23 protein-coding genes are annotated in these 26,115 nt (G+C 45.3%); 18 read left to right on the plus strand and 5 right to left on the minus strand.

Annotated features, from left to right (window positions below):
- Nucleotides 1–120 precede the first annotated feature (120 nt).
- A complete protein-coding gene (gene nadB / locus D1814_RS14265; protein ID WP_118493382.1) occupies nucleotides 121–1,806 on the minus strand; it encodes an L-aspartate oxidase in 1,686 nt (561 codons plus the stop codon).
- Nucleotides 1,807–2,003: 197 nt separating this feature from the next.
- Here nadB and rpoE point away from each other — a divergent pair, with 197 nt between their 5' ends.
- The 10 genes from rpoE to D1814_RS14315 all read left to right on the plus strand — a co-directional run bounded on the left by rpoE (nucleotide 2,004) and on the right by D1814_RS14315 (nucleotide 11,394).
- Complete coding sequence (rpoE, locus tag D1814_RS14270; protein WP_012518957.1) at nucleotides 2,004–2,582, plus strand: RNA polymerase sigma factor RpoE; 579 nt, start codon at nucleotides 2,004–2,006, stop codon at nucleotides 2,580–2,582.
- A gap of 99 nt (nucleotides 2,583–2,681) precedes the next feature.
- Nucleotides 2,682–3,263, plus strand: a complete 582-nt coding sequence (locus tag D1814_RS14275; RefSeq protein WP_118493384.1) for a sigma-E factor negative regulatory protein — start codon at nucleotides 2,682–2,684, stop codon at nucleotides 3,261–3,263.
- A 124-nt stretch (nucleotides 3,264–3,387) separates the two neighbouring features.
- Nucleotides 3,388–4,551 (plus strand): MucB/RseB C-terminal domain-containing protein, encoded by a 1,164-nt coding sequence (locus tag D1814_RS14280; protein ID WP_118493386.1) that lies wholly within the window; start codon nucleotides 3,388–3,390, stop codon nucleotides 4,549–4,551.
- A gap of 45 nt (nucleotides 4,552–4,596) precedes the next feature.
- The gene (locus D1814_RS14285; RefSeq protein ID WP_118493388.1) at nucleotides 4,597–5,046 is read left to right on the plus strand and encodes a SoxR reducing system RseC family protein; all 450 of its coding nucleotides are present in this window, start codon (nucleotides 4,597–4,599) and stop codon (nucleotides 5,044–5,046) included.
- 290 nt (nucleotides 5,047–5,336) lie between these two features.
- Nucleotides 5,337–7,133 carry a translation elongation factor 4 gene (gene lepA, locus D1814_RS14290; RefSeq protein ID WP_118493390.1) on the plus strand — a complete coding sequence of 599 codons (1,797 nt, stop codon included), beginning with the start codon at nucleotides 5,337–5,339 and terminating at the stop codon, nucleotides 7,131–7,133.
- Complete coding sequence (gene lepB, locus D1814_RS14295) at nucleotides 7,133–8,035, plus strand: signal peptidase I (RefSeq protein WP_118493392.1); 903 nt, start codon at nucleotides 7,133–7,135, stop codon at nucleotides 8,033–8,035. Before lepA ends, lepB begins: the two co-directional genes overlap by 1 nt.
- A complete protein-coding gene (gene rnc / locus D1814_RS14300; RefSeq protein ID WP_118493394.1) occupies nucleotides 8,035–8,721 on the plus strand; it encodes a ribonuclease III in 687 nt (228 codons plus the stop codon). The genes lepB and rnc overlap by 1 nt, the downstream gene beginning before the upstream one ends.
- Before the next feature lie 19 nt (nucleotides 8,722–8,740).
- Complete coding sequence (gene era, locus D1814_RS14305; protein ID WP_118495400.1) at nucleotides 8,741–9,652, plus strand: GTPase Era; 912 nt, start codon at nucleotides 8,741–8,743, stop codon at nucleotides 9,650–9,652.
- Between the two features lie 168 nt (nucleotides 9,653–9,820).
- Nucleotides 9,821–10,459 (plus strand): pyridoxamine 5'-phosphate oxidase, encoded by a 639-nt coding sequence (gene pdxH, locus D1814_RS14310; RefSeq protein ID WP_118493397.1) that lies wholly within the window; start codon nucleotides 9,821–9,823, stop codon nucleotides 10,457–10,459.
- Nucleotides 10,460–10,560: 101 nt separating this feature from the next.
- Complete coding sequence (locus D1814_RS14315) at nucleotides 10,561–11,394, plus strand: TatD family hydrolase (RefSeq protein ID WP_118493399.1); 834 nt, start codon at nucleotides 10,561–10,563, stop codon at nucleotides 11,392–11,394.
- A gap of 35 nt (nucleotides 11,395–11,429) precedes the next feature.
- Here D1814_RS14315 and D1814_RS14320 read toward each other — a convergent pair whose 3' ends face one another.
- A complete protein-coding gene (locus D1814_RS14320; RefSeq protein ID WP_232368894.1) occupies nucleotides 11,430–12,011 on the minus strand; it encodes a hypothetical protein in 582 nt (193 codons plus the stop codon).
- Nucleotides 12,012–12,263: 252 nt separating this feature from the next.
- Here D1814_RS14320 and serB point away from each other — a divergent pair, with 252 nt between their 5' ends.
- A complete protein-coding gene (gene serB / locus D1814_RS14325) occupies nucleotides 12,264–13,247 on the plus strand; it encodes a phosphoserine phosphatase SerB (protein ID WP_118493403.1) in 984 nt (327 codons plus the stop codon).
- 103 nt (nucleotides 13,248–13,350) lie between these two features.
- On the opposite strand, the gene D1814_RS14330 is transcribed toward serB, so the two are convergent.
- Complete coding sequence (locus D1814_RS14330; RefSeq protein WP_118493405.1) at nucleotides 13,351–15,876, minus strand: PilZ domain-containing protein; 2,526 nt, start codon at nucleotides 15,874–15,876, stop codon at nucleotides 13,351–13,353.
- Between the two features lie 190 nt (nucleotides 15,877–16,066).
- Here D1814_RS14330 and radA point away from each other — a divergent pair, with 190 nt between their 5' ends.
- The gene (gene radA, locus D1814_RS14335; RefSeq protein ID WP_118493407.1) at nucleotides 16,067–17,434 is read left to right on the plus strand and encodes a DNA repair protein RadA; all 1,368 of its coding nucleotides are present in this window, start codon (nucleotides 16,067–16,069) and stop codon (nucleotides 17,432–17,434) included.
- Nucleotides 17,435–17,561: 127 nt separating this feature from the next.
- Here radA and D1814_RS14340 read toward each other — a convergent pair whose 3' ends face one another.
- Together D1814_RS14340 and ettA are read right to left on the minus strand one after the other, a co-directional pair.
- Nucleotides 17,562–17,969, minus strand: a complete 408-nt coding sequence (locus tag D1814_RS14340) for a PilZ domain-containing protein (RefSeq protein ID WP_118493409.1) — start codon at nucleotides 17,967–17,969, stop codon at nucleotides 17,562–17,564.
- Between the two features lie 147 nt (nucleotides 17,970–18,116).
- A complete protein-coding gene (gene ettA, locus D1814_RS14345; protein ID WP_118493412.1) occupies nucleotides 18,117–19,784 on the minus strand; it encodes an energy-dependent translational throttle protein EttA in 1,668 nt (555 codons plus the stop codon).
- 337 nt (nucleotides 19,785–20,121) lie between these two features.
- Between ettA and lpxD the strand changes: the two genes are divergently transcribed.
- The 6 genes from lpxD to ribBA all read left to right on the plus strand — a co-directional run bounded on the left by lpxD (nucleotide 20,122) and on the right by ribBA (nucleotide 26,103).
- Nucleotides 20,122–21,150 (plus strand): UDP-3-O-(3-hydroxymyristoyl)glucosamine N-acyltransferase, encoded by a 1,029-nt coding sequence (gene lpxD, locus D1814_RS14350; protein ID WP_118493414.1) that lies wholly within the window; start codon nucleotides 20,122–20,124, stop codon nucleotides 21,148–21,150.
- A gap of 154 nt (nucleotides 21,151–21,304) precedes the next feature.
- Nucleotides 21,305–22,561, plus strand: a complete 1,257-nt coding sequence (glyA, locus tag D1814_RS14355; protein WP_118493416.1) for a serine hydroxymethyltransferase — start codon at nucleotides 21,305–21,307, stop codon at nucleotides 22,559–22,561.
- A 98-nt stretch (nucleotides 22,562–22,659) separates the two neighbouring features.
- On the plus strand, nucleotides 22,660–23,109 hold the full coding sequence (gene nrdR, locus D1814_RS14360; RefSeq protein ID WP_118493418.1) for a transcriptional regulator NrdR: 450 nt from the start codon (nucleotides 22,660–22,662) through the stop codon (nucleotides 23,107–23,109).
- A gap of 50 nt (nucleotides 23,110–23,159) precedes the next feature.
- The gene (gene ribD, locus D1814_RS14365) at nucleotides 23,160–24,299 is read left to right on the plus strand and encodes a bifunctional diaminohydroxyphosphoribosylaminopyrimidine deaminase/5-amino-6-(5-phosphoribosylamino)uracil reductase RibD (protein WP_118493420.1); all 1,140 of its coding nucleotides are present in this window, start codon (nucleotides 23,160–23,162) and stop codon (nucleotides 24,297–24,299) included.
- Nucleotides 24,300–24,319: 20 nt separating this feature from the next.
- Nucleotides 24,320–24,982, plus strand: coding sequence for a riboflavin synthase (locus tag D1814_RS14370; RefSeq protein ID WP_025255834.1), 663 nt, complete (start codon nucleotides 24,320–24,322; stop codon nucleotides 24,980–24,982).
- A 20-nt stretch (nucleotides 24,983–25,002) separates the two neighbouring features.
- Nucleotides 25,003–26,103 (plus strand): bifunctional 3,4-dihydroxy-2-butanone-4-phosphate synthase/GTP cyclohydrolase II, encoded by a 1,101-nt coding sequence (ribBA, locus tag D1814_RS14375; RefSeq protein WP_118493422.1) that lies wholly within the window; start codon nucleotides 25,003–25,005, stop codon nucleotides 26,101–26,103.
- Nucleotides 26,104–26,115: the final 12 nt, after the last annotated feature.

Consider the following 26,115-nt stretch of genomic DNA (forward strand, 5'->3'; position numbering starts at 1 on the left):
CTTTTAAAGGTGACAGCCCTGTTTGTTTGCAAGTGCTGCATTCATACCGCACGCGTTCACTGTAGCTGGCGTTTTGGTCTAAACGCCAGCTTTTCATTAGCAAATATGTGTCGCTAGCTGCTAGTCGGCGCCAGAAAAACTGTCTTGGGTGATTAATAAACCAACGTCAGAACCCGACAATTGTTTTCTTGGAGTAAGAATTGTTGGGACCGGATTGTCTAACTGTTCAGGGTGGTCCAAATTAAAATGTAGGCCTCTGCTTTCCTTTCGCTCCATCGCACATCGCACAATTAGCTCGGCAACAGTTACCAAGTTTCGAAGCTCTAGCAAGTTGTTGCTCACTCTGAAGTGTGAGTAATACTCAGTAATCTCTTGCTCTAATAGTTTAATACGGCGCATGGCCCGTTCGAGGCGCTTATCCGTGCGCACAATACCCACGTAATCCCACATAAATAACCTTAGTTCGTGCCAGTTATGCTGAATGATAACTTCTTCATCTGAGTTCGATACCTGGCTTTCATCCCACGGCGCTATAGCCTCTTCACAGTCGGCACTGTTAAGGTTTTTAATTATATCGTCTGCAGCGGCACTGGCGAACACTACGCATTCAAGTAGAGAGTTGGAAGCCATACGGTTAGCGCCGTGTAGACCTGTGTAGGCAACTTCACCGATTGCGTATACATTATTCAAATCGGTTTTAGCATTAAAGTCGGTCATTACCCCGCCACAGCTGTAATGCGCAGCCGGTACTACTGGAATAGGCTCGCGGGTAATATCTATACCAAGAGAACGGCATTTGCGATAAATATTGGGGAAGTGTTTAACGATAAAATCAGCAGGCTTGTGACTAATATCTAAATACATACAGTCAGCGCCCAAACGCTTCATTTCATAGTCAATAGCCCGTGCTACTACGTCACGGGGGGCCAAATCGCCTCGCTCATCAAATTTGTGCATAAAGCGGGTGCCATCGGCGTGGCAGAGGTTGGCGCCTTCTCCCCGTAGCGCTTCAGTAATTAAGAAATTACGCGCCTGCGGGTGGAATAAACAGGTAGGGTGGAATTGGTTAAACTCCATATTCGCTACACGGCAACCTGCGCGCCATGCCATAGCAATGCCGTCACCGCTTGATACGTCAGGGTTAGATGTATATTGATAGACTTTGCTGCCACCGCCAGTGGCCAGCGCTACGAAAGGCGCGCGTATAACTTCCACGTGTTCTTGTTGTCTATTCCACACGTAGGCACCTACAACACTGTTTTTCTCTTCTTTTGAAGGGATAAGGTCAATAGCATTGTAGCGCTCGAAAACGTGGATGTTCGGATGTGTCGATACCGCGTCATTTAATGTAATCTGAAGTGCCTCACCTGTGGCGTCAGCGGCATGAAGAATGCGGCGATGGCTGTGCCCACCTTCGCGGGTAAGGTGAAAGCGCTCCTCGCCAGATTCGCTTTTTTCTGTATCAAAGGGTACGCCGTAGCCGATAAGCCATTCAAGGCATGCCTTTGCTCGCTCCGCAGTAAACCTCACAGCTGGCTCTTCACATAGCCCTGCGCCTGCTGCTAACGTATCGGTTACGTGAGCGTCTATTGAGTCTTGCTCATCAAATACGGCAGCAATACCCCCTTGTGCATAGCGGGTCGAGCCTTCATTGCGATCACTTTTGCTTAGCACAATAACTTGACAATGGTCGGCGAGCTTAAGCGCCAAGCTTAATCCAGCCGCGCCACTACCAATAATCAATACATCACAACGGTGTTCTATTGCATTTGAAGTGGAAGTTAGTGAAGACGATGCAGATTTCATGTATTTTTATATCAATTCAAACGAGCAAAGGTCCGGCAAGTCTAAAGGATGAGTAGCAAAACACAATCATTCTTGGCTGCTGACCTAAGCATTTTTTAAAAAATTTAATGCTTTTACAGAACTTTTGTAAAAAGAACGCGTCTATACACATGCTTGTTAGAGCTATTGTGTAGTTGAAGTAGGGAGTAATGGCTCGAATGAGCGAGCAGATAACCGACCAACAATTGGTCGAAAAAGTACAGCGTGGCGATAAAAATGCGTTCAATTTGTTGGTAACTCGTTATCAACACAAAGTAATGCATCTCGTTTCTCGCTATGTGAAAAACACCGGTGACGTTGCTGATGTAACGCAAGAAGCGTTTATTAAAGCATACCGTGCCTTACCTAATTTTCGTGGCGACAGTGCATTTTATACTTGGCTTTATCGCATTGCGGTAAATAGTGCCAAGAACTATCTTGTATCTCAAGGTCGCAAACCACCAGCTAGCGATGTAGATGCCGATGAAGCGGATTTTTACGAAGGAAGTGATGCGCTCAAAGAGCAATCCACACCTGAGCGAAGCCTGCTATCTGAAGAAATTGAAGAAACCCTGTTCAAGGTGGTTGAAAAGCTACCAGACGATTTGCGTATGGCAATTACGCTGCGCGAAATTGAAGGGTTGAGCTATGAAGAAATAGCGAACGTAATGTCTTGTCCTGTTGGTACGGTAAGATCCCGTATTTTTAGGGCTCGAGAGGCGATTGATAAAGTTATTCAACCGTTGTTAGAAAATTAAAAAGAAATAAAATCAAAAAAAGATGAACTTTCTTTTTTCCGCGATGACTAACAGCTGTGTTAGGGTAGTTAATGATCACTTTGATCTGGAAATGAATATATGACGCAACAGCAAGAAAAATTGTCCGCATTCATGGATGGTGAGATAGAAGGCAATGACATCATCGATGCTATTAAGCAAGATGAAGCGCTTCAAGCCAAATGGCAACGTTACCACGTGTATCGCGGTGCAATGCGTAAAGAGGCAAGCGTTGCCCCTCAGTTGGACATAACAGCAAGCGTAGCAGCTGCGCTTGAAGATGAACCGGCAATAGTCGCACCTAAACGCTCGCGTTGGCAGTCAATTCCACTAATTGGCAGTGTCGTTCCTTTTGCTAAGCAGTCAGGTCAGTTTGCAGTGGCTGCATCTGTGGCGGTGGCAGTTATCTTCGGTGTTCAATACACCAACCAAGAAGCGCCAACCGAACCATTTATGACAGCGCCAACGATTGCACCTCAGGGCGGATTGTCTCCAGTAAGCTTGGAGCAAACCCGAACCTTGCCGCGTAATGATATGAACGAAATGCTTGAGAAAAAGCGTAAGATCAATGCGCTAATTGCTGACCATGAGCAGCAAATAAAACTCAAGCAAGCGCAGGAAGAAGACAGTGAAAACGACACAAGTGGACCAGAGCGCCCATAGACTTTCGTTGAGCTAGTCAAAATGAGTTGAAATGCGCCTCCTCTTCTAAGTGCGATGAAGATGCATTTCATATTTTAACCATACCAGCATATACTGCTGGTATGTTTGTTTTAAGGCGGGAATAATGCGCTGTAGTTCTATCCTTGCACTTTTTTTCATTTCGGGCGGGGCTATCAATCCCACGTTTGCTCATGCAATGACACCTAGCGAAGTGACAAGTTCTTCTGGTACAAGAGTTCAAGCGAATAGCGATGCTAAATCAGAAGACAACTCTAGTACCGGCACGAACGCTACTCAAGAAGAGAGGGGTGAGCAGGAAGAAAGCCCTCAAGGACAAACTGACCAAAGTCGCAACGAGAAAAACGCGACTGCTTCACCTACGCTGCAGCTTCAGTCGGCAAATCAGTGGCTGGCCGAACTTCAAAATATTATTACCAATGCCAATTTCCAAGTGTCTTTTGTGCAAACTATCGCAGGAAAGGAAACCGTTCCTTACCTATGGCGGCATGGGATAATGGAGGATGGTTCTGAACTGGAGCAATTAAACCTTCAAAATGGACCTGGTCGCGAACTTATTCGCGTTAATGATGTAGTGAGCGTGTTTGAACCTGACGTTCAACCGTACAGCTTAAGGTCTAAGCATATTAATGGCCCAATTCCTAGCGCATTGCTATACCACCCAGAACAGCTCAGTTCAGCCTATGAGTTTGTCGCCGTGGGAAGAGCGCGAGTGGCAGGGCGTTCGGCACAGCAGATTCGAATAGTTAGCCGCGATAACACAAGGTTTGGCTATCAACTGTGGCTAGATGAGTCCTCTGGCATGTTACTGAAGCTAAACATGCTAGATTTGCAAGGTGCGTTATTAGAGCAAATTCAAGTTACTGCCTTTGCCATATCACCTGAGCCAGCTGAATACTTCTCACGAATAAACTCAGCATCACTACCAGCACCTATGGCTTTGAGTAATACACCAAGTCGAGCACATAAATGGGATGTCACATATTTGCCGGCGGGAATGCGAGAAATAAAGCAAGATACAAGACGCTTGGCATTAACAGGGCAGGTCGTAGAGTATAAACTTTTTTCAGATGGCCTAGTGGACGTATCTGTTTACGTTCAGCCAGCTGAAGATGCGCTCGGCGAAACCCTTGCGTTACGAAACGAAGTCAGTACCTTTTTGACGCTGACCGACGGGAAAGCCCAAGTGACGGTAGTGGGAGAAATACCACTACAGACTGCAAACGCTATCGCTACGTCCTTACGACCTGTTGCCGATACAGGGCAATAGAGAGCTAAGGTTTAGCAGCGCTTTAACACGGTAAAAAGAGCAAATATGATTAGAGAAACCGCCACTGTCGTTGCCGTTAACGGCGATACGGTAACAGTTGAAGCGGCAATTAAGTCCACCTGTAATGCATGCCAGGCCCAGAGTGACTGTGGCACCGGTGTTATTTCTCGCGCTATTGCACCGAAAACCCAGCAGTTGACGCTACGCACACCTATGCCTGTACGAGTCGGTCAGCAGGTGACTGTGGGTATACCTGAAGCAGGTATTTTAAGCGCATCGGCTTTCTTATATTTGTTACCGCTTATTGCTTTTATTGGCGCGTATTTAGTTTTTATATCATTGCTTAGCTCAACAGGTTTTAGCCATGAATTGTGGGCTCTGGGACCAAGTACTTTGGTTACTTTCCTGACATATAAGCTCATTGCTTACAAGTTACAGCGAGTTGAGCGCACGAAATACCAACCTGTTTTATTAGGTCAGCAAGATGTAAACTGAGTGAAGTACTTTCATATAAATAGGTTTAGTCCTTTTGATTTGCATATATGCTGTAGCGCCCTGAACCAACAGTGCTTTAGGCGCTTCAAACCTTCGGGCAAGAGAGAAAAGTCACGCCAGGTTGCCACTTTTATACGCATTGCTCGCTATAGGTATTAAAATTTCCTCAGTGCCAATTCGCTTTTCGTGCCAGAAATGGGTAAAATCCGCTCGCGCTGCGTATAAGCCTGAACTCAAGGCAAGCAGCATATTTTGTTTAATGAATTTTTCTGCAGGTAATTTCCAGCATTATGCAACAATCGCACATTCGTAATTTCAGTATTATCGCCCACATTGACCACGGTAAGTCTACGTTATCAGACCGTCTAATCCAGCACTGTGGAGGGCTAACCGATCGCGAAATGGCTGAGCAGGTTCTCGACTCAATGGACCTAGAAAAAGAGCGCGGTATTACCATCAAAGCGCAAAGCGTGACACTGAACTACGAAGCGCGCGACGGTGAAACGTATCAGCTTAATTTCATCGATACGCCAGGACACGTTGACTTCACTTACGAGGTATCCCGTTCATTGGCAGCCTGTGAAGGTGCACTACTTGTTGTTGATGCAGGTCAGGGCGTTGAAGCACAGACGCTAGCAAACTGCTACACCGCTATCGAGATGGATATGGAAGTGGTGCCGGTTTTAAATAAAATCGATTTGCCGCAGGCTGAGCCCGACCGTGTTGCAGAAGAAATTGAAGATATAGTTGGTATTGATGCACTTGACGCTGTGCGCTGCTCAGCGAAAACAGGTATTGGTATTGAAGATGTGCTTGAAGTTATTGTAAACAAGATTCCACCACCAGAAGGCGACCGTGAGGCGCCACTTAAAGCATTGATCATCGATTCGTGGTTCGATAATTATCAAGGTGTTGTTTCACTGGTACGAATCGTGGAAGGTCAGCTTAGCAAGAAAGACAAAATTCAGATAATGTCTAATGGACAAACCCACCAAGTGGATAAAATTGGTGTGTTTACGCCTAAGCCATTAGATACGGGTACACTTAGAGCTGGTGAAGTTGGTTTTATCATTGCCGGTATTAAAGATATTCAGGGTGCACCAGTAGGCGATACTATAACGCTAGCTCGTGAACCAGCGGAAGCTATGCTGCCGGGCTTTAAAAAGGTTAAACCTCAGGTTTATGCCGGTATTTTCCCAATAAGTTCAGATGACTACGAAGATTTCCGTGATGCCCTTGCGAAACTAAGCCTGAACGACGCATCATTGTTTTATGAGCCAGAAAGTTCTGCAGCGCTAGGTTTTGGTTTCCGTATTGGCTTCCTTGGCATGCTGCACATGGAGATTATTCAAGAGCGTTTAGAACGTGAATATGACCTGGGTCTTATCACTACCGCGCCTACCGTAATTTACGAAGTAGAGACTACCAAGGGCGAAATTCTTACCGTAGATAGCCCAGCTAAATTGCCTCCGGTAAACGATATTGCTGAAATTCGTGAACCTATGGTTGAGGCCAACATCCTTGTGCCACAAGAATACTTGGGTAACGTAATTACACTCTGCGTTGAGAAGCGCGGTATGCAAACCAACATGACATACCATGGTAAGCAAGTGGCGGTAACCTACGAACTGCCAATGGCTGAAGTGGTACTTGATTTCTTCGACCGTCTGAAATCTACCAGTCGTGGGTTTGCGTCTCTTGACTACAACTTTAAGCGTTTCCAGACTTCAGACATGGTGCGTGTAGATATTCTTATTAACGGTGAGCGTGTAGACGCATTGGCGGTCATTACGCACAGAGAAAACTCTCAAGGACGTGGTCGTGAATTGGTAGAGAAGCTTCGCGAACTTATCCCACGCCAAATGTTTGATATCGCTATTCAGGCGGCTATCGGTAACCATATTGTTGCAAGAAGTACGGTTAAGCAGCTGCGTAAAAACGTAATCGCTAAGTGTTACGGCGGTGACGTAAGTCGTAAGAAGAAACTACTTCAAAAGCAAAAAGAAGGTAAAAAGCGAATGAAGCAAGTGGGTAATGTTGAATTGCCACAAGATGCGTTCCTTGCAGTACTTAAGGTGGGCAAATAATGGCAAATTATTTCTCCTTAATTTTGGTGGCACTCACCTTAATAACAGGACTAGTTTGGCTAGTGGATAGCCTGGTGTTTGCCCCGAAGCGGAAAGCGCGTTTACAGGCTGCAGCGACTGCAGAAGGGGCGGGCTATGGAGAAGACCCTCAGCTGCCATACTTGGTTGACACCTCACAACAGATATTCCCTGTTATTGCTTTCGTTTTGGTATTGCGCTCTTTTTTATATGAGCCCTTCCAGATTCCATCAGGTTCAATGATGCCCACGTTATTGGTTGGCGACTTCATTTTAGTTGAGAAGTTTGCGTACGGTGTAAAAGACCCTGTCTTCAGAAGTAAGCTAATTGAGACTGGTGTGCCAGAACGCGGTGATGTGGTGGTTTTTAAATACCCTGAAGAACCGTCAATAGACTACATCAAGCGCGTAATTGGTTTACCTGGTGATACAGTGGTTTATCAAAATAAGCAGGTTTACATCAAGCCTAAATGTGAATCTGGCAGCGATTGTCCAAAATTAAAAGCCGTGCCGCTAACATTTCAAGAACGTGGTGAGTTTGTGCAAGATATGGCGCAACTTATGCGTTACACAGAAGATCTCGGCACAGTAGAGCACGATATCCTACGACACCCTGTTCGCGAAATATCGCCGGTTAACTTCTATACTCAACCAGGAACGCGAAGCAACGAGTGGATAGTACCAGAAGGTCAGTATTTCGTGTTAGGCGATAACCGTGATAACAGCCGCGACAGCCGTTTCTGGGGTTTTGTTCCGGATGCAAACCTAGTTGGAAAAGCCGTAGCAATTTGGATTTCTTTTGAGTTTGAGCGCAGCCCTTCAGACTTTCTACCTACGTGGGTTCCAACAGGTATTCGATTTGAGCGAGCAGGTGGCATTCATTAATGCAGGGAATTGATAAATATCGTCGTCTTTACAAGGCGATAGGTTACACATTTACCAATGAGGCGTTATTGGAACAAGCGCTCACTCATCGCAGTGCAGCCAAACAGCACAATGAACGCTTAGAGTTTTTGGGCGACGCTATTTTAGGCATGATTGTGGGGGAAACACTGTTTAAGCGTTTTCCTACAGTACCTGAAGGCAAGCTTACCCGCATGCGCTCTACATTGGTAAAAGGCGAGACGTTAGCTGAGCTCGCTAAGGAAGCCAGTGTGGGTGAGTTACTCAACTTGGGGCCTGGTGAGCTAAAAAGTGGCGGTCATCGCAGAAGTTCAATTTTGGCCGACGCAGTTGAAGCTATCCTAGGTGCTATCTATCTTGACTCTGGCATGGAAGAAGTCCGTAGCGTTATCGACCGTTTGTGGGAGACGCGCATAAACAAGCTCGACCCTAATGCTCACCCTAAAGATAGTAAAACGCGTCTTCAGGAATTCTTACAAGGTCGCAAGCTGCCGCTACCAACGTATGAGGTACTTTCTATTTCAGGTAAAGACCATGCGCAAACTTTTGAAGTAAGCTGCAAAGTAGAAAGTCTACCAAAAGCAGTAGTGGCGTCTGGCAATAGCCGTCGTAAAGCAGAACAAGAAGCTGCTCGTTTAACATTGGAGAAGCTTGATGACAACGCATGATGAGTCAAATTTGCCGGAAATGCCTGACTTACAAACTCGCTGTGGCTTAGTTGCCATAGTCGGGCGCCCTAACGTGGGCAAGTCAACGCTACTCAATCGTTTACTGGGTCAAAAGGTAAGCATTACCTCACGTAAGCCTCAGACCACGCGTCATCGTATTCTAGGTATAGATACTGACGGTGACTATCAAGCGATTTACGTAGATACGCCAGGGCTTCACCAAGATGAAAAGCGCGCGATCAATCGCTACATGAACCGCGCCGCATCGAGTTCGCTTGCTGAAGTTGGTCTTGTGCTATTTGTCGTAGAAGGCGATCGCTTTAACGCCGAAGATGAAATGGTATTGAGTAAAGTTAAGCAGGCAAACCTTCCTTGCTATCTTGTCATAAACAAGATGGATAAGGTGGAAGATAAAGAAAACTTTATGCTTCACCTTCAAAAGCTTGGAGAAAAACACCCGTTTGAGCATATGATCCCTATTAGCGCTAAACAGGGCAGAATGGTTGACGACATTAGAGACCTAGTCGCTAAGTCGCTTCCTAAAAGTGAATTTTTCTTTCCGGAAGACTATATCACTGACCGTTCAAGTCGTTTTATGGCTGCAGAAATCATTCGCGAAAAGCTGATGCGCTTCACTGGCGATGAGTTGCCTTACTCTACCACAGTGGAAATTGAACAGTTCAAAATGGCTGACAACGGTATTTATCGTATTAGCGGCTTAATTTTAGTAGAGCGTGAAACGCAAAAGCGCATGATCATCGGTAAGGGTGGTAAGCATTTGAAAACCATTGGCGAACAAGCGCGTAAAGATATGGAAAACTTGTTCGACAATAAGGTGTTTTTGGAACTGTGGGTTAAAGTGAAACAGGGATGGGCAGACGATGAACGTGCTTTGCGTTCATTAGGCTATGGTGACGACAGCAACTTTTAAGTTAAGTTTTAGTTGGCGCTGAAGTAATGAGCCTCGTTAAAACCTCACTAGCGCTACATTCGCAAGTGTCCGTGGTAAACGTGAAGTTAGGACCATATTCATAAAGGTTTTCACAGGCAGCTACAATAAGCAGCGGCAAGTATAGTAACCTCTTTTCAGGAGCGGTATATGGCAATTTCAGATATGCGCAGGCAGTACTCAAAGGGCAGTTTGAGTGAGTCAGATATTACTTCAAGTCCATTTAACTTGTTTGATAAATGGCTAAAAGATGCCATTGATGCTGGTATACCTGATCCTACCGCTATGACGGTTGCCACTGTTGACGCTAATGGGCAGCCTTCTCAACGTATCGTTTTGTTAAAAGATGTCAGTGAAAAAGGCTTTGTATTTTTCACAAATCTTGGCAGTCGAAAAGCGCAGGAACTCTCAGTTAACCCTAAAGTATCCTGTCACTTCCCGTGGTTTTTTATGGAACGCCAGGTCCGCGTATGTGGCAGCGTAGAAAAACTCTCTGTTTCTGAAAATGCAGCCTATTTCTTTTCTCGCCCCAAAGACAGTCAATTGGCGGCGTATGCGTCTAAACAAAGCAAGCCAATTGGCAGTAGAGAGCTTTTGCTTACCCAATTTAAGCAACTAAAAGATAAGTTTGAGAACAAAGAACTACCTGTACCGGACTTTTGGGGAGGCTTTCGCATAGTGCCTCATCAAATTGAATTTTGGCAGGGCGGAGAAGATAGGCTTCACGACCGTTTTGAGTATAACAAAACCGAAGATGGTGCATGGGCAACACAGCGCTTAATGCCGTAAAAGCTCATTTTGAGTGCTTCGGGTAGCTAGTCTTTTACAGTGACTAGGCAATTTAAGTACTTAGTGTGTGATTGAGTGTAAAGCGAGAAGGGAGAAACGCCATGATTGATAGTCATTGCCACCTCGACTTACTTGCGTCAAAAGTAGACCTTCGTACTTCGCTGGAAAGGGCCACAGCCGCTGGGCTTACTCGCATAATGGCGCCAAGTATTAACCTACAGTCCTGGGAAGCGCTTCAAGCGCTTAGTGAACAATACAGCAGCCTTTTGCCTATCGATACCGCGATTGGTCTCCATCCCTATTTTTTGACCGATAGTAATCAAGATAATACAGCTTCGACCACTGACATTCATGAGCAGGCAATTTATGATAATCTTGAGCAGCTTAAAGCCGCTGCTGCCACTCTTCACCCTTCGGTAAAAGCTGTGGGAGAAACCGGTATTGATGGGCATATAAATGTGCCATTAACGCTTCAAAAGGAAGTGTTACACGCCCATTTAAAGCTCGCCGATACAGTGTCTCTCCCTGTTATTTTGCATCACCGAAAAAGCCATCATTTGCTACTTGAAGCCTTTAAGCAAGCTAAGTATCAAGGTGTGGGGGTAGTCCATGCTTTTTCGGGAAGTGTGGAGGCAGCTAAAGCCTATATTGAGCGAGGCTTTTACTTAGGAATAGGTGGCACCATTACCTATGAAAGAGCACACAAAACGCGAGATACCCTCAAGTATCTGCTAGAGCACCATTTCGATAAAATTTTATTAGAGACTGATGCACCTGATATGCCAATGTACGGTAGACAGGGCGCACCCAATGAGTCTCAGTATCTATCCGATGTTGTTAATGTTATGCACGAGCTTTTCGCTATATCGCCTAAACAAACAACATCCGTCACAACAGAGAACTATTTCCGTTTGTTTAAAATCGCAAAATATTAAAACCGCGTTTTAGTACAAAGAAACCTAGGTACCCACTACGTAATGTTTTGTTTTCTTATTGATTCGATGGTTTGAATAAACCAAGGTCGAGATTTATAAAACGCCCGCGTAAGATATATGCCTAGCATTAGGGCCAAAAACACCAAAATACACGCAATAAACGCAAGTTGATAACGCAGGGCAAGGGGGCTTTCTAATATCGTTTGCGTATCCACATGAATATTCACATAGCCTAACACATCCGCATTGTTGTCGGTGATAACGCCAACATAGGTAAGCGGCGTCACACTTTGTGTTTGGCTCATCGACACTATGCTATCAGTTTGTGGCAAAGGCGCAATGTACCTTCCGTCTTTATCGAATACTGATAGGGCGAGAATATGGGGCTCGTTAACTAAAACAGCGGCAACATTTTCGATGTAGTCTCGTTGGGCCAGCGAGCTAAATAATGCAGAGTCAGTACTTACTTCCTTTTTTTGATTCGAAGCTAGGTCAGCGTCAAATGCAGGTCGAAGTAGTTTAGCGTACTGCCTTGCTATGCTCTCCCCAGAGAAACGAGTTTGAACCGCTAGCCAGTCGCTTTGGTATTGCTGCAGCAAGAGTATCAATACAATCACCAGCGCAAACACCGTACTTACAATCAGCGTATGGAATAATCTTTTCAACGCCGTGTAAAGCGAGTGCGAATTGCTTTTTGATTGTGAAGGGGCCTTGCTCAGCACGTTTAACAATGCGTAGTTCCATAATTGCTATGAGTTGCCTAACAGTAGGTGAAATCTAAATAATTTTAAAGGGGATATTTTATTAGTTAGCCTAATTGGTTAGCATTAGAGCATCATTTGCCAATCTCCACAGTTTCTGTGTGCGTTATGAAAGACACATTCAACATCAAAATCAACAATGACGATATTCATCTAGCTTCATGCCTGGCGAACATTGTCAGCATCGAGCACAATACCCAAGCGTATTCGCATACGCTAACCGTAATCGGGCAAGCTATAACCCCTTATTTATTAAAAGGCGTTTTAGACAAACTCAAAAACGTGTTTTCGCCAGTGAGTGCTGCGTTTCACCATTTGCATCAGCAAATGGGAGATGATGCTATCGAGATAAGAGGCCAGGTAATTAACGCAAAGCCAGAGCATATAAAGTCGCTACTTGGCGATGTCAGTGATGCTTACCACCTTGATGTTGGTTTGCAAGCCTCCCGCCCTTCTTTGTCTGAACCTGGACTGCTGGTCATGGATATGGACAGTACCGTTATTGCCATAGAATGTATTGACGAAATAGCAAAACTTGCAGGTGTGGGTGAACAGGTCGCCGAAGTGACTGCAAGAGCAATGCGCGGAGAAATTGCCTTCAATGATAGCTTGACGCATAGGGTGGCATGTTTAGAGGGGGTGCCCATTGACCACCTTAATCAAATACGTGACGGCATTCCTATTATGCCTGGTATTCAGACATTGCTTAGCCACTTAAAAAAGCATAGGTGGAAACTTGCTATCGCATCGGGAGGCTTTACTTTCTTTGCAGATCATTTAAAAGCGAGGCTCGGTCTGGACTATGCAATATCAAACACGCTCTCGGTAAAAGATGGGCATTTAACGGGGAAAGTAGAAGGCGAAATTATTAATGCTGATGTAAAAGCTCGCACGGTAAAAGCGTTGTCTGAAAAGTGGCAAATACCATCGAGCCAAACCGTTGCCATGGGCGATGGGGCGAACGACTTGATCATGATGGCTGAATCAGCCTTAGGTGTTGCATGTCACGGCAAACCTTTGGTGAATGAAAAAGCGGACGTAGCCGTACGCGTTGGTAGTCTGCACAGTCTTCTTTATTTCTTAGATAAATAGACGCTAGTTATTAAAATAATTGGCGGTTACATAAATCAGACGTCTGCGCTTAGTTTTTTCTAAGCGCAGGTCTGAATATGTACGTTAAAATACTGGGGCTTACTTAAGCGTTGTTAACCACGGCTTTAGGTTGTACAGCACTTTTTAGCGTTTTATTCGCCGTAATGTCTTGCATAGTAAAACCGTATCTTATGAGAACCTCGTCGGTGACATCGACAAGGTGGGAACAGGCCGCAATACTCCACATTTTCTTTTCTAATTCACGAGCTCGGTGCATCGCGTACATGGTGACATAGTTAATCTCTGTTTGCAGCATGGTCAAGTCAGGCTTGCCCGTCGTGGTTAGCATAACGTGTATAGCGACAAACTGACCGCGCACCATGGCTTCTCTGATAAACGCACGGCGTTGTTCATTGCTTTCAAACTTATGCGAGTAACGAGGAATGATAGCCATTCGCGGCTCTTTTTGAGATGCATCAAATGATATGAATAACTCTTGTCGTAAGGGCATGTTTTCAAGCTTAACCGCTTTGATACCACTTTGTACGAAAGGGGAGTCTTGCTTTCTATCCCTAAACAAAAACTCTAAATTTACTTTACCGCGCTCTGCGTATTGTGTGGTAAGCGTAGTTATGCGCTCGTCTTGTTTTCCAACGATACACGCCTGCGGTGTATAGCGAACACCTTCTTTACTCATAAGGAAAGACAAGGAGGTCGCGTTTCTTGCATTTATACAACGAAGTGCTTGCCCCATTCCCGGAACTTCTTCTTCATCGTTGTCGATTTTAAGGTTGGCTTTGTTCTTTTTAATTAATTCTTCAAAAAAGTTGCGGGCGCTTTTGCCCTCATCGCCAGTAGCTGTCTTCAGGTGAAGTATATTTTTCTCGACATTATGATAGATAATTTCATACTGAAGGTGCATTACGTCAAAGTTGTTCGCTATTTCCTGAAGCCGAGGAAAGGCAACTTCTACTCTTCCTTCCAAACTACCTTTATAATCTTTTGCCAGCTCAACTCGAAGGCCTAATCCGTGAACTGAAATGTCTTCGCTGATACCTCGATGAACCGTTGATTCGCCATTAAATCTTGCTTCAATTTGCGTTCTTAGCTGGTAACGGCTTTCAATGCGCTGCTCTTCGTATTTAAAGCGTACAATATGAATGTTAGAAGCTGCACGATTCCTTGGGTGGCCGAAAATTCTTAAATGCGAAAGGTTGTCGCGATTAAATTTAAGCTCGTTATACGTCTCTTGCCCTGTTACTGAGGTCACGTCTGTAATATGAGCGAGATAACGCAGGTTTTTAAGTTTTGACATTAAACGAGCAGAAGGCGGTGTATTAAGCTTTTTAACTTTATTGCCAACAGAATCTGGGATTGAAAGCGGAATATGCGCTTGTTCAGGGTCCATGTCTGTCAGGGTAATTTTAAAAACTCGCCAACTTGCTTTTCTTGAGCCAAAGCCTAAAAATACGCGAAATAAGACCTCTTTTTGAAGTAGCTCTTCATAGGATGCTGAATAGAAATAAACTTTATCTGTGTGCAAATGGGTGAAGCTGAAAACAAAAATCTCACGAACTTCATCAGATTTATTAAGCAGTCGAGTAAGTCTTTCTTGCGTCAGTAAGAAGTTTAGACGACAGTTGTCCTCTTCATCTTTCCAATATTGAACGGTTTCCCGATTAACTTCATTTACCATTGCATAGCGTGGCACCAAAGTTTCGTTGACAACGTCAATAAAAACGGGGAGCGTAGGGCTGCGTGGAGAAAAATATTGTTCACAAGTCTTACTGGTTATCGCTTCGATGGTGTTCGTCATGTTCACTTTATAGCGGCGTTTATTGCCGTGTATAAAGGTTTCTAAAAACTTATCGAATGCTGGACTTGGATGAGTCTTGTCGCGCTGTAAGGCTAAATAGTTAACGTCATTTTTCGTAATGATTTTTACTAGTTTATAAGCGATGCCATTTTTCTTATCCATGGCAAATTCGCTTTCAAGCCCCCTAAAGTAGATAAAAAGGGTCTCACCTTTTTCAAAAAAAGAGTCTTTTGATAGTTTTATCTGCAGGCCCTCAAGAGAAATATCTACGCTTAAGCCTCGCACAGAGCGGTTCTCAGCGTTAAATATTTCTACGGCAACCGCAAAGTTCATGCGCTCTGTATTGCGCTGCCTGTAATCAAGAAGGTTCACCGTAGGAACTTTGAACTGTTCTAAAATCGCTGAACGCTTTTTCAGTTCTGGATTTTCTTTATCAGCTCTTTCTTGAGCGAGTTCTTTTTCGCGCATTAAGCGAAAGTTGTTTTCAGTATTTTGGACGGCTTCGTATACACCGTAAGTGTATCGACCAAATACACGCAGTTGTTCTTCGAACTTATCAACAGCCACGTCGTCCATGTAGTGGCTACGCCCATCGTGGACGTATTTTTTGCACTTGCCGTCTACGTGACCGCGCAAATCTATAGTGCGCATGCAAGGTTTGGCTAAACGCTTCACTTCCATTTTAATGAGAAAACGTTTTTCTTTAGGTACGTCAGAAGCAGTTTGAAGCAATACCTGGTTAAATTCAGGCTCATTAACCATGGGCTTTAGCTGTTCAATAATATCAGCATATTGCTTTAAATCTTGACTCATGAATGCGCAACTTTGTTGTTAAGTATCATTATTTTAGTTGTTATCGGCAAATCAGCAAAACTTCTTAATACGTAAGTTTTTTATACTTTAGGAGGCATGTCTTTTAACAAAAACTGACCGTAGGTTTGTGCTTAATTCACTCTTGTTAAGTGTTAGAATACTCTTTTTAAGCAATGGATAAAACTGGAATATGGCAAAACGTAAAACTGCTTATGTGTGTTCTGACTGCGGGGCAGAGTTCCCCCGGTGGCAAGGGCAATGCTCTGAGTGTAAAGCGTGGAACACGATAAGTGAGTTTGTGGTAGCGAGTGCTAAAAGCGTAGCTCGTCAAACTACCTCAGGATATGCAGGGCAAACCGCTGCCAAAATCGAGACGCTAAACGCAATAGATTTAGAATCACTGCCGCGATTTTCCTCAACGTTTAAAGAGCTAGATAGAGTATTAGGCGGTGGTATAGTCCCAGGAGCAGCCATGTTAATTGGCGGTTCACCCGGCGCGGGCAAAAGTACGCTTTTGCTGCAGGTTATGTGTCAGATGGCAAAAAGTGAAACAGCCCTTTATGTTACAGGGGAGGAATCTCTCCAGCAGGTGGCTATGCGTGCTAAACGTTTAAACCTTCCTGACGACAAGCTAATGATGCTGGCTGAAACGAATGTGGAAACCATCTGCGATCTGGCGCTAACCAAAAAGCCTAAAATTATGGTTATCGACTCTATTCAGGTTATGCATGTGTCCGATGTTCAATCTGCGCCGGGCAGCGTATCTCAAGTGAGAGAAAGCGCGGCGTATTTAACGCGCTTTGCCAAACAAAATCACATTGCCATGTTTATTGTTGGCCATGTAACGAAAGACGGTAACTTAGCGGGCCCAAAAGTACTTGAGCACTGTATCGACAGCTCTATGATGCTGGAAGGAGAAAGTGACGGTCGCTACCGTACCCTGCGAAGCCACAAAAATCGTTTCGGAGCCGTCAACGAGTTAGGTGTATTTGCAATGACAGAAAAAGGTTTGAAAGAAGTAAGCAACCCTTCAGCTATTTTCTTAAGTCGAGGCGAAAACGAAACGCCAGGGTCGAGTGTAATGGTCATTTGGGAGGGCACTCGGCCGTTACTTGTGGAAATACAGGCGCTGGTTGATTATTCGCAGATGTCTAACCCTAGACGGATAGCTGTGGGCCTAGATCAAAACCGTTTGTCCATGCTATTAGCGGTTCTTCACAGGCACGGTAACGTGCAAATGAATGATCAAGATGTGTTTGTAAACGTGGTGGGTGGTGTACGAGTCTCTGAAACCAGTGCTGACTTGGCGTTATTACTGGCAATGATTTCTAGCTTTAGAAACCGTTCGTTACCGCGAGAACTAATTGTGTTTGGTGAAGTAGGCCTTGCGGGTGAAATTCGTCCGGTTCCCAATGGAACAGAGCGCATTATTGAAGCGGCGAAACATGGCTTTAAACGAGCTATCGTGCCCAAAGCCAACGCGCCCAAGCAAGCCATTAACGGCATGAAAGTGGTGCCAGTAGCTCGGCTTTCTGAAGCATTAGATGCCTTAGAATAAGGCGAAAGGCGTTAATTTTAAAGCGGGTTGAAACGCGCAAGAAGGGTTACCGAATGTTTCTTCTTGTGCAGTTTAAAGCGTACAGGTTTTTCTGAAGCGTCTTGAGTACTTGTTGCATCTTTGGGTTCTAAATTGGCGCTTGATAAACCGCATTAACCAATGCGTTAAGATCTTTTTCTTCAATATTTACGTCATCGCTGTTTAGGGTAATTAAACGGCGTAAGGCGCTTATACTCTCTACATCCATACGCTCTACTTTGCACCCTAAAGAAACAAGCTCTCGTCTGCTGTCCGCGTGGCGATACAACTGCGAAATTGAAAGAGTAATGACTGGACTATCTTCGTTTGCTTGGAAGGTTGCAACATACGGTTCATGGCTGTCGAACGGCAGGTTCGATAATGCAGTCTCCGCTGCCTGAAGTTTTATGCCCTGTAGAGACACGTCGCTAACTACCACATCAATACTGATGTCGTTATGTGCCAGTTTGCCTTTTACATTCAGCGAGACTCGTTGGAATTGACGCTTATCTGTCATTACTCAAATACCTAGTTATCATTGACGACCTCAGTATTGGCTAATTTTCTCCCGTTCGCAACGAAAAGCAGGCAATTAAAAAAGCCGCTATCGAAGACAGCGGCTCTAGGACTTTAAAGGTAAGGAAATGCCTACACTACATTTCCCTTATTTCGACATACGCTTATATTTAAGGCGATGGGGTTCAACCACATCCTGTCCAAACTCCTGCTTCAACCAGCTTTCGTAGTCTGAATAGTTGCCTTCGAAGAAGTTAATGTTACCTTCATCGCGATAATCCATGATGTGCGTCGCCACGCGGTCTAGGAACCAACGATCGTGCGAGATAACCATGGCGCAGCCAGGGAATTCCAACAGCGCATTCTCTAGTGCGCGAAGGGTTTCGACGTCTAGGTCGTTAGTTGGCTCATCCAGCAACAACACGTTGCCGCCTGCTTTAAGCAGTTTCGCAAGGTGTACACGATTACGTTCACCACCCGACAAGTCTTTAATAAACTTCTGCTGATCGGTGCCTTTGAAGTTAAAGCGGCTGCAATAGGCGCGGCTGTTAATTTCAAAGTTACCAATGCGAATAATATCTTGCTCGTCAGAAATTTCTTTCCACACGGTATTGTCTTCATTCATGTGGTCGCGGAACTGTTCTACCGCAGCAATCTGAACGGTATCACCTAAATCTATGGTACCTGAATCAGGTTGCTCAGCGCCGGTAAGCATTCTGAATAAGGTCGATTTACCCGCGCCGTTAGGGCCGACAATACCTACGATTGCACCTTTTGGCACTTTAAATGTTAAGTCATCGATAAGTACGCGATCGCCATAGGACTTTTTAAGGTTGCTTACTTCAATAACCTTATCACCCAAGCGCTCACCTGGTGGGATGAAGAGTTCATTAGTTTCGTTACGCTTTTGGTAATCGCTAGTCGATAGCTCTTCAAAACGCGCCATACGGGCTTTACTTTTAGCATGACGACCTTTCGGATTTGAGCGTACCCACTCAAGTTCCTGTTTCATGCTCTTCATACGGGCCGTCTCGGTGCGCTCTTCTTGCTCGAGTCTGTTTTCTTTTTGCTCCAACCAAGAAGAGTAATTACCTTCCCATGGAATACCTTCACCACGGTCAAGTTCTAAAATCCAACCCGCAACGTTATCAAGGAAGTATCTATCGTGGGTGATAGCGACCACTGTACCTTCATAATCGTGAAGGAAGCGCTCTAGCCATGCTACTGATTCTGCGTCCAAGTGGTTGGTCGGTTCGTCAAGAAGCAACATTTCAGGCTTTTCTAAAAGCAAGCGACAAAGCGCAACACGGCGACGCTCACCACCTGATAGTTTGCTTACGTCCGCATCCCAAGCTGGCAAGCGAAGGGCATCTGCAGCACGCTCTAGGGCATTGTCTAAGTTGTGACCATCTTTCGCTTGAATGATAGCTTCTAGCTCGCCTTGCTCTTTAGCAAGGGCGTCGAAATCAGCGTCTGCTTCTGCATAAGCAGCATAGACTTCATCTAGGCGGGTCAGCGCGTGTTTAACATCGGCTACGGCTTCTTCAATATTGCCACGAACGTCTTTGGTTTCATCGAGTTGAGGTTCCTGGGGTAGGTAGCCAACTTTCAGCCCCGGCTGTGGCCGTGCTTCACCTTCAATGTCGGTATCTACGCCAGCCATAATACGAAGCAGGGTAGATTTACCTGCACCGTTTAGACCTAGCACACCAATTTTGGCGCCTGGGAAAAAGCTAAGTGAGATATTTTTTAGAATGTGTCTATTAGGTGGGACGATTTTGCCCACGCGATGCATACTGTAAACGTATTGCGCCATGCTCTATCCTCGCTGAATAAGCGGTGAAAAATAAAAAATTCATTGTGGCGTATTCTACTCGTAACCGGGTAGTTTATGCTAGAGGCTGTTTACCTTTGATGTACAGCAAAGGTCAACGGCCCCTTGTCACTAACGCTAGGCGTTGTCCCTCTTGGTGATATTTTGAACGCTCAAGTTAAAAATATCGATTTATGCATCGGTTGGCGAGTTGATTTAAGGTAAACTTGGTTTTTATAAGCATGAGTAAACATGGGCTTTTGGGTGAGCTATCAGGCAGTGAAAAAGAACCCAAAGCGATAGACTCAATACTATTCATATTTCTGAACAGGCAATTAAGATGACCGCTATGAATAAACGCATATACAGTCTGGATGAGCTCGCCAAACATGTAGGTGGGGAAGTGCAGGGCGATGGCAATATCACTATTTCTGCGGTGGGAACGCTATCTGGTGCAGCATCGCACCAAATTTCGTTTCTGACCAACCCTAAATATAAACCACAGTTGAAAGATACTAATGCTGGTGCGGTAATTCTGCACGAGAGTCTAAAAGGTGACAGCCCGGTTCCAGCATTAGTTGTAGCAAATCCTCATGCTGCCTTTGCGCTTATCGCTCAACTATTCGATACCACGCCAGCGGTTGCGACAGGCATTGCTGAGTCAGCGGTTATTGCGCCGTCTGCACGTATCGGCAGTGACGTATCGCTAGGGCATAACGTGATTATTGAAGATAACGTGGTGCTGGGCGATAGAGTTACGGTTGGCGCGAATACCGTTATCCGCAGAGGCACCCACATTGGTGAAGGCTGTACTATTCATCCTAACGTAACTATCTATCATGACGTAGTTATTGGTAAGCGCGTGACAATTCACAGTCAAACGGTAATTGGAGCTGCGGGTTTTGGTTATGCAAACGACAAGGGTGTTTGGATACCTATTCCGCAAACTGGATCAGTCCGTATTGGTGACGACAGTCAAATTGGTGCGAGCAGCAGTATTGATCGCGGTGCTATGGAAGATACGGTGTTAGGCACCAACGTTATTATCGACAATCAAGTACAAATTGGCCATAACTGCATTATTGGCGATCATTCTTGCATTTGCGGCGCGACCGGTATTGCCGGCAGTTGTCACATTGGCAAACACGTGATTATTGGCGGTGGAGTCGGCATCAACGGTCATATCAGCATCTGCGACAATGTTCAGGTAACTGGCTATACCATGATTGTACAAGATATTACTGAACCGGGTGTTTATTCTTCTGGTCAGCCAGCACAAACTAACCGCGACTGGCGTAAAAATACAGTTCGCCTAGCCAAAATTGGTAGTTTATTTGACCGTGTTAAAGCCCTTGAAAAACAGGTCTGATCTCGCTCTGGCGCAGGTATTACGTTAAACCTGTGCCATTTATATTAATTTGGTCATAAAGCGGTATACAAGTAACCGAAAATGACTAGAATATGGCTCGAATTTGAGCAATCAGTGCGTAACGCCATATAAAAACCGCAGTTAAGGAGCCCCCATGTTTTCTCGCGAAATGAATATAGCCGACTTCGATCCTGAATTAGCCGATGCAATGTCTAAAGAGGTTGAGCGTCAAGAACATCACATTGAGCTAATAGCCTCTGAGAACTACTGTAGTCCACGTGTAATGGAAGCACAGGGTTCGCAGCTTACGAATAAGTATGCTGAAGGTTATCCTGGCAAGCGTTACTACGGTGGTTGTGAGCATGTAGACGTTGTTGAACAACTCGCCATTGACCGTGCAAAAGCGCTATTTGGTGCAGACTATGCAAACGTTCAGCCACACGCTGGTTCACAAGCAAACTCTGCTGTATTCATGGCGCTACTTGACGCCGGCGATACGGTATTGGGAATGAGCCTTTCTGAAGGTGGTCACCTAACTCACGGTTCACATGTAAACTTCTCTGGTAAAACCTACAACGCTGTACAGTATGGTTTGAACAAAGAAACCGGTGAAATCGATTACGCGCAGGTAGAAGCGCTGGCTAAAGAGCACAAACCTAAAATGATTATCGGCGGTTTTTCTGCGTATTCAGGGGTTGTAGACTGGGCCAAATTCCGCGAAATCGCAGATAGCGTGGGCGCATACTTGCTTGTAGATATGGCACACGTAGCAGGTCTTGTAGCGGCTGGCGTTTATCCTAATCCACTTCCTCACGCACATGTGGTGACAACAACAACGCACAAAACCCTTGCAGGCCCGCGTAGTGGTCTAATCTTGTCAGCATGTGGCGACGAAGCAATTTACAAAAAGCTTAATAGCTCGGTATTCCCAGGTAACCAAGGTGGCCCTCTTTGCCACGTAATCGCGGCTAAAGCGGTTGCTTTCAAAGAAGCATTACAGCCAGAATTTAAAGTGTATCAGCAGCAGGTTGTTGCTAATGCGAAAGCTATGGTTTCTGTAATGCAAGAGCGCGGTTATAACATCGTTTCTGGCGGTACTGACAACCACTTGTTCCTTCTTGACCTCATCGATAAGGACATTACGGGTAAAGATGCAGACGCGGCCTTAGGCGCAGCAAACATCACCGTTAACAAAAATTCGGTTCCAAATGACCCGCGTTCACCGTTTGTAACCAGTGGTCTTCGTATCGGTAGCCCAGCGATTACTCGCCGTGGTTTTAAAGAAGAACAAGCTAAGCAAGTTGCTACTTGGATTTGCGACATTCTAGATAACATGGGCGATGAGTCAGTTATTAAGCGTGTTCAAGACGAAGTGGTTGCTCTTTGCGCACAATTCCCTGTTTATAAATAAATAGGATTGTGTTTTATTGCGTACTTTGGTACTAATGCTGGACTAACTAGTCTAGGTTCGATTGATTAGACTAAGTACGCAATATTTAAGGAATATTTATGTTTTGCCCTTTTTGTTCAGAACAAGAAACAAAAGTCATTGATTCTCGTTTGGTTGCAGAAGGGCAACAAGTGCGTAGACGCCGCGAATGCATGGTGTGTCACGAGCGCTTCACGACCTTTGAAAGTGCCGAACTTGTCATGCCCCGCGTGATAAAGCGCGATGGCTCTCGTGAACCGTTTAACGAAGACAAACTTCGCGCAGGCTTGCAACGCGCACTCGAAAAGCGCCCTGTTAGCACTGAAAAGGTTGAACAGTGTGTCCTTTCACTGAAGTCACAGTTGCGTGCAACGGGTGAACGTGAGGTGAGTAGCGAACTGCTTGGCAACCTTATAATGAAAGCCCTAAAAGAACTCGACAAAGTTGCCTATGTCAGGTTCGCCTCCGTTTATCGTTCCTTCGAAGACATTCGTGAATTTGGAGAAGAAATTGCACGATTAGGGGATTAGGTCGGACATACCCAAAATCTCAGGCACTTAGGGCTACAACAGGAATCCAAGTGAACCACGAAACGGTTAAAAACGATTATCATTGGATGGCAAAAGCCATTCAACTTGCCCAACAAGGGCGCTATACCACTTCTCCTAACCCTCGCGTTGGTTGCGTAATTGTTGATGAAAACAATCAGCTATTAGGTCAAGGGTACCATATCCAAGCAGGCACTCCTCACGCCGAAGTACACGCATTAAGACAAGCATCTAACGCACGAGCGCAAGGCGCAAAAGGCGGAACAGCTTACGTTACCCTTGAGCCATGCAGTCATTTTGGACGCACTCCGCCATGTGCGGCGGCTTTAGTCGAAGCGAAGGTGGCGCGTGTTGTTATTGCTATGACCGACCCTAATCCAAACGTCTGTGGTAACGGTATTAGTATCTTGCAGGAAGCCGGTATTGAGGTGGTTAGCGACGTGATGGCTGCGGAGGCCGCAGCGCTAAACCCGGGGTTTATCAAGCGTATGCTTACCGGTAAGCCCTTTGTTCGCGTAAAATTAGGCATTAGCCTGGACGGGAAAATAGCCCTTCAAAACGGCGTAAGTCAGTGGATTACTGGTGCAGAGGCAAGACGGGATGTGCAACAGTATCGCGCGCAAAGTTGCGTTGTACTTACAGGCTCAGGTACGGTAAAAGCCGATAACCCTAGTTTGTTAGTTAGAGAACAAGAGGCACAGTTAACTGATTATCCTCTAGAACACATTCGTCAACCTGCCCGTGTCGTTGTCGATGGCAAAAGCACGCTTAGTCGAGGCTACGCATTGTTTAACGACGGCAACCTGACCTTAACTGCCACGTCGCAAGCTCACCCAGATACGGCAACACAGCACTACCTAGTGGTGGATGAAAAAGACGGTAAGCTCAACTTACATGCACTAATGTCTGCATTAGGCGATAAGCAATATAATGAAGTATGGGTGGAAGCGGGCCCAGGCTTAGCCGGTGCATTGTTGTGCGAAGGGCTGGTGGATGAGCTAATTTGCTACCAAGCGCCTAAGCTTTTAGGTGATAAGGGAATAAGTATGGTTAACTTGCCAGCGTTTACGTCTTTAAATACATGTATTTCGCTTTCGCTTATTGAAAATCGTCAGGTGGGGAACGATATTAAGCTTATCTATCGCCCTGATGTTAGCAACACTCGTGGTTAACGCGATCAAAGAGGAACTTTATGTTTACTGGAATTATTCAAGCGCTAGGTACTATTAAAAAGCTTGATAACCGTGGCAACGATATTCGCCTAACCGTTGCGTCACCTACGCTTGATATGTCTGATGTCGCCCTTGGCGACAGTATCGCGACCAATGGTGTTTGCTTAACCGTAACTGATATGGGGCCCGATTATTACTGCGCAGACGTGTCTGCCGAAACTATCAAACTAACCGGGTTTGCACATTACAGTGCAGGCTCAACCGTTAATCTTGAAAAAGCGATGCGTCCTAGCGACCGTTTAGGCGGTCATATCGTGTCAGGTCACGTGGACGGCGTGGGCGAGGTTACGCAAATTATCAAGCACTCAGATTATGTCGAGTTCTGGGTAAAGGCGCCTGAAGCACTAGCGAAATACATTGCGCACAAAGGCAGCATCACCGTTGACGGTATCAGTTTGACCGTGAACGAAGTCAATGGCGCGGAATTCATGCTTTGGATAATTCCTCATACGTTGCAAGAAACAATTATGGGAAGCTATAAAGTGGGCACAGCGGTAAACCTAGAGGTTGATGTTATTGCGCGCTATTTAGAGCGATTAATGTTAGGCGATAAAGCTGCTGAGCCAACAAGTAAAGGCATCGACATGGCATTCCTTGCCGAGAACGGATTTTTAAGAAAATAACCCTACAAGAAGCACACAACATGGCATTTAACACTACACAAGAAATAATTGAAGACATTCGCCAAGGTAAAATGGTTATCTTGATGGATGATGAAGATAGGGAAAACGAAGGTGATTTAATCATGGCGGCGGAGCATGTCACACCAGAAGCCATTAACTTTATGGTTACTCACGCTCGTGGCTTGGTGTGTTTGCCAATGACTCAAGAGCGCTGCCGCACGCTAAATCTTCCCTTAATGGTTGATAAAAACGAAGCGCAGTTTTCTACCAACTTCACGGTGTCTATTGAAGCAGCAACCGGCGTGACAACTGGAATCTCAGCGGCAGATCGCGCAACAACCATTAAAGCGGCTGTGGCCCCAGATGCCAAAGCCACAGACATCGTTCAGCCAGGGCATATTTTTCCCTTAATTGCTAAAGACGGTGGTGTACTGAACCGCGCAGGTCACACTGAAGCGGGTGTAGATTTACCCCGTTTGGCCGGCTTAGAGCCAGCTGGAGTTATTGTAGAAATTCTTAATGAAGACGGCACTATGGCTCGTCGTCCAGAGCTAGAAAAGTTTGCTGAAAAACATAACCTTAAAATTGGCACCATTGCTGATTTAATTGAATATCGCAATTTAAACGAAACCACTATTCAAAAGGTCGCCCAGTGCAATATGCCGACAGAATACGGCGATTTTGAGCTGCACACGTTCAAAGACAGCATCGACAACCAGTTACACTATGCGCTTAAAAAAGGCGAAATTAAAGAAGATGATCCGACACTTGTTCGCGTTCACCTTCACAATACCTTTAGTGATCTTCTTGGCTCGACGCGCGGTATTCATCGCTCTATGACGCTAGCAGATGGCATGCGCAAAATTTCAGAAGAAGGCGGTGTATTGGTGCTGTTGGGCAAAGAAGAGCACATTGAAAGCCAGGTACGCCGCTTTGCAGCAGAAGACAGAGGCGAACGCCCCGCGGGCGCTGACTGGCAGGGCTCATCACGCACCATCGGTGTAGGCAGCCAAATTCTTGCCTCTATGGGCGTACATAAAATGCGCCTTCTTAGTAAGCCAATTAAATATCATGCACTTTCAGGCTACGGCCTCGAAGTTGTAGAGTACGTGCACGACTAGCTCTGGGGTTTA

The sequence above is a fragment of the Alteromonas sp. BL110 genome (assembly GCF_003443615.1).
Taxonomy (GTDB): Bacteria; Pseudomonadota; Gammaproteobacteria; order Enterobacterales; family Alteromonadaceae; genus Alteromonas.

Bases quoted from the DNA above. Each gene is read 5' to 3' on its own strand.
- radA (WP_118493407.1), top strand. From the start codon at position 16,067: ATGGCAAAACGTAAAACTGCTTATGTGTGTTCTGACTGCGGGGCAGAG.
- lepB (WP_118493392.1), top strand. From the start codon at position 7,133: ATGGCAAATTATTTCTCCTTAATTTTGGTGGCACTCACCTTAATAACA.
- D1814_RS14315 (WP_118493399.1), top strand. From the start codon at position 10,561: ATGATTGATAGTCATTGCCACCTCGACTTACTTGCGTCAAAAGTAGAC.
- nadB (WP_118493382.1), bottom strand. From the start codon at position 1,806: ATGAAATCTGCATCGTCTTCACTAACTTCCACTTCAAATGCAATAGAA.
- era (WP_118495400.1), top strand. From the start codon at position 8,741: ATGCCTGACTTACAAACTCGCTGTGGCTTAGTTGCCATAGTCGGGCGC.
- ettA (WP_118493412.1), bottom strand. From the start codon at position 19,784: ATGGCGCAATACGTTTACAGTATGCATCGCGTGGGCAAAATCGTCCCA.
- D1814_RS14330 (WP_118493405.1), bottom strand. From the start codon at position 15,876: ATGAGTCAAGATTTAAAGCAATATGCTGATATTATTGAACAGCTAAAG.
- pdxH (WP_118493397.1), top strand. From the start codon at position 9,821: ATGGCAATTTCAGATATGCGCAGGCAGTACTCAAAGGGCAGTTTGAGT.
- ribBA (WP_118493422.1), top strand. From the start codon at position 25,003: ATGGCATTTAACACTACACAAGAAATAATTGAAGACATTCGCCAAGGT.
- serB (WP_118493403.1), top strand. From the start codon at position 12,264: ATGAAAGACACATTCAACATCAAAATCAACAATGACGATATTCATCTA.
- nrdR (WP_118493418.1), top strand. From the start codon at position 22,660: ATGTTTTGCCCTTTTTGTTCAGAACAAGAAACAAAAGTCATTGATTCT.
- lepA (WP_118493390.1), top strand. From the start codon at position 5,337: ATGCAACAATCGCACATTCGTAATTTCAGTATTATCGCCCACATTGAC.
- glyA (WP_118493416.1), top strand. From the start codon at position 21,305: ATGTTTTCTCGCGAAATGAATATAGCCGACTTCGATCCTGAATTAGCC.
- lpxD (WP_118493414.1), top strand. From the start codon at position 20,122: ATGACCGCTATGAATAAACGCATATACAGTCTGGATGAGCTCGCCAAA.
- rpoE (WP_012518957.1), top strand. From the start codon at position 2,004: ATGAGCGAGCAGATAACCGACCAACAATTGGTCGAAAAAGTACAGCGT.
- D1814_RS14370 (WP_025255834.1), top strand. From the start codon at position 24,320: ATGTTTACTGGAATTATTCAAGCGCTAGGTACTATTAAAAAGCTTGAT.
- rnc (WP_118493394.1), top strand. From the start codon at position 8,035: ATGCAGGGAATTGATAAATATCGTCGTCTTTACAAGGCGATAGGTTAC.
- D1814_RS14285 (WP_118493388.1), top strand. From the start codon at position 4,597: ATGATTAGAGAAACCGCCACTGTCGTTGCCGTTAACGGCGATACGGTA.
- D1814_RS14280 (WP_118493386.1), top strand. From the start codon at position 3,388: ATGCGCTGTAGTTCTATCCTTGCACTTTTTTTCATTTCGGGCGGGGCT.
- D1814_RS14275 (WP_118493384.1), top strand. From the start codon at position 2,682: ATGACGCAACAGCAAGAAAAATTGTCCGCATTCATGGATGGTGAGATA.
- D1814_RS14340 (WP_118493409.1), bottom strand. From the start codon at position 17,969: ATGACAGATAAGCGTCAATTCCAACGAGTCTCGCTGAATGTAAAAGGC.